This is a genomic window from Micromonospora sp. LOL_021, from assembly GCF_048060215.1.
Classification (GTDB): domain Bacteria; phylum Actinomycetota; class Actinomycetes; order Mycobacteriales; family Micromonosporaceae; genus Micromonospora_E.
Genome location: NZ_JBHMIN010000112.1, coordinates 1 through 2,524, shown reverse-complemented (window position 1 = coordinate 2,524; position 2,524 = coordinate 1). Strand labels below are relative to the sequence as shown.

At 67.2% G+C, this 2,524-nt stretch carries 4 protein-coding genes; 3 read left to right on the top strand and 1 reads right to left on the bottom strand.

Annotated features, from left to right (window positions below):
* Positions 1-718 precede the first annotated feature (718 nt).
* Positions 719-925, bottom strand: a complete 207-nt coding sequence (locus ACFHWT_RS31145; protein WP_416598247.1) for a helix-turn-helix transcriptional regulator — start codon at positions 923-925, stop codon at positions 719-721.
* A 135-nt stretch (positions 926-1,060) separates the two neighbouring features.
* Here ACFHWT_RS31145 and ACFHWT_RS31140 point away from each other — a divergent pair, with 135 nt between their 5' ends.
* The 3 genes from ACFHWT_RS31140 (at position 1,061) to ACFHWT_RS31130 (ending at position 1,877) form a co-directional block, all read left to right on the top strand.
* Positions 1,061-1,342, top strand: coding sequence for a DivIVA domain-containing protein (locus tag ACFHWT_RS31140; RefSeq protein WP_416598245.1), 282 nt, complete (start codon positions 1,061-1,063; stop codon positions 1,340-1,342).
* Positions 1,343-1,455: 113 nt separating this feature from the next.
* Positions 1,456-1,704, top strand: a complete 249-nt coding sequence (locus tag ACFHWT_RS31135) for a hypothetical protein (protein ID WP_416598243.1) — start codon at positions 1,456-1,458, stop codon at positions 1,702-1,704.
* Entirely contained in the window at positions 1,701-1,877 is a 177-nt protein-coding gene (locus ACFHWT_RS31130; RefSeq protein WP_416598241.1) for a hypothetical protein, read from the top strand. Before ACFHWT_RS31135 ends, ACFHWT_RS31130 begins: the two co-directional genes overlap by 4 nt.
* Positions 1,878-2,524 lie beyond the last annotated feature (647 nt).

Sequence of the window (2,524 nt, the reverse complement as noted above, 5' to 3'; positions counted from 1 at the left end):
ATCTTCACGTACAGTGCGGTCAAGAGGGTGTCCAGGTCTTGCGTCACAACATGATCTTGGACGCCCTCTCCTCATGCCCGGACATCGACCCCTCACTTCGGAACTACTCGTCTAGTTTCTGTAGTCGCAGCCAGACCAGATGGAGTCCTCCGGTTGTCCTCCCGGTCCGGCCGTCCGTGACTGATTTCGAAGGCACGAAACGCAACCGCCGGCCGCACCGCTTCGCAGTCTCGGTCGACACGCACTTCTCCGGCCGAAGGCGATTTCCGACGGTCCTCCCCGCGAAGGAGAGAAGCTTGAACAGGAACCAGGTTCCCGACAACAGGTGCCAGCGGACCCGACAGCCCATGGTCAACGCGGGTCCGACGCCGGACCGGCCGCCGTTGCCGCGACGGACGCCGGGGCAGACGGACATCGGGCGTGATCCGCGTTTCCGGTTGCTGGCCGCGCGTGGAGTGGCGGCGGCACCTGGCGAAGACCCGCAGCGGACGCCCTTGGGTGCGGTGGCGGCGGCGATGCGGAACCGGCCGGACGCGGATGTGCTGGCCCAGGCGCGGGAGACGGTCGCCGGGCACATGCCGAGCCGGTTGGCCGAGTGTCGGGTGTGTGACGCGGCGGCGCGCGCCGTCGACAGGTTGCGACGTACATGGAAGGACGTAGATCAGTACATCGCCCGAGTCGGTCGGGTCCGCGCTGCCGACTCGGAGGGCGGAGAAGGCTACTCGTCGGCGTCCGGGCGCGGCGGCCGGTTGTGCTTCGCCCACTCGGTGATCTCGGCAGCGAGGTACACCTTCATGCCACGTAGCTCCTGGTAGGGCTTCGGAAAGCCGGGTCGGCGAGCGATCTGTTGGAACCGCTGCCGAGACACGCCGAGGTACTCGGCGATCTCGTACGGACCGATCAACTCGCCCGGTCCTCCGGTCATGAGCCGAACGGTAGGCATCTTCGGGTCTACCCAATCAGGCCTACCCTATCGACTACTCCTGCAAGTGTGGCTCATGATTCGCGTGTGCCTGCAGGGACCGGGAGACGCGGGATCGGGGTTGCAGTGTTCGAGGGCGTGAGGCATCAGCTCGAACCGCACCAGGTCAGGGCGGTCCGGTTCGGGTCGCGGTGGCGTGGGCTGGACCCCGACGAGGTGTACGTCTATCTGGGGCTTCTCGCCGACGAGCTGGATCGGCTGGTCCGACAGAGCGATGCCGCTCGGACCGAGTCCGAACGGCTCCGGGAAGGACTGCGGCAGTGGCGGCAACGGCACATCGGCTGCCGGTTCGACGACCCGCCGCCGGCATCGGGTGATCCGGAGCCCGGTCGGCAAGCCCGGAACGGGGGTCGGTGGTGAGCCCTGGAGTTCGCTGGACGATCCACGTACCCACCCTTGGCCAGACAAGGCGGGCCCGAGCGGCGCGGACACGCCAACCCGAGGCCTTGATCGGACACAGGAGGTCCGACCCGATGAACAGTTTCCCCGCCCCACCAGACGAACCCGCACCCGCCCGGCTAATGGCGCTCTACCCGCCCGGCAAGAGCCCTGTCATCGACCGGGTGGAGAACGCGCTCCGGGCGTTCGAGGCCACTGACCGGCCCAGCGCCGAACGTCTGCTGTCTACGTGGGCACACAACCCGGAGCTGTCTCGCCGGCAGCGGGCCGCCGTGCTCGCCCGGTTCGATCCCACTGGTTCGAGCGGAGGGTGTACGTCGTGACGATCCCGGTGATCGGCCCGCGTGAGCTGCCGAAGACGGACACGGTGGAGGTGTGGTGTGACGCGGGTTCCGGCGGGACGGGGCAGCGCATCGCGGTCTCCGTGAAGCTGCTGACCCTCTCCGAGCGCGACCGCGGGGAGGGCCGAACGGCGCTGTACGAGTACGAGTCGTAACTACTGCCGGGAGTGACCGAACCCGGGCCAATTTCTGGCCGGGCGTTCCGTCATCCGTGTGGGCCAAGTGGCCGGAACTGGCTCGGGCGGTTACGTCGTACGGTGCCCCGGCTCCATGGCCGGTCACTGGTGCCCAACGCCAACGCCGACGGGCGTCGTACGGCCGCGCGCTCCGGTCCTTCCGTCCCGCTTGGGTGACCCGGCGGACCCTCGGAGGTCGGGCCGGTGGCTGCAACCACCGGCCCGACCCCACCATCCTCATCCGTAGAGAAGGCAGAGGATAATGGACATCTGCGCGTTGACGAGCGCCGCGCTAATCGGCTACCTCGCTGGCCTGTTCTCGTTCCGAGTCAAGAGCCGCTGGTGCCCCAAGTGCGGCGAACTGACCACCACCCCACCGCCGCGCTGACACCCAATTCTGGTCTTCGACTGAGTATCTGGTTTCTGACGTATTGGGCCGGATTCAATTCGGTGCGGTTTGGGTGTTCGGGTACCGGACCAGACCATCGGAACCGGGCCGAGTATGGCCATCGTTTCAATCCGGTGCGGTTTTCGTGTGCCCGGGGACCTCCACCGCGACACGGCCTGTCCCGCACCGGGTTTGATGGATACATCGAAACCTGGAAGGAACACCAGCGATGCCCGCA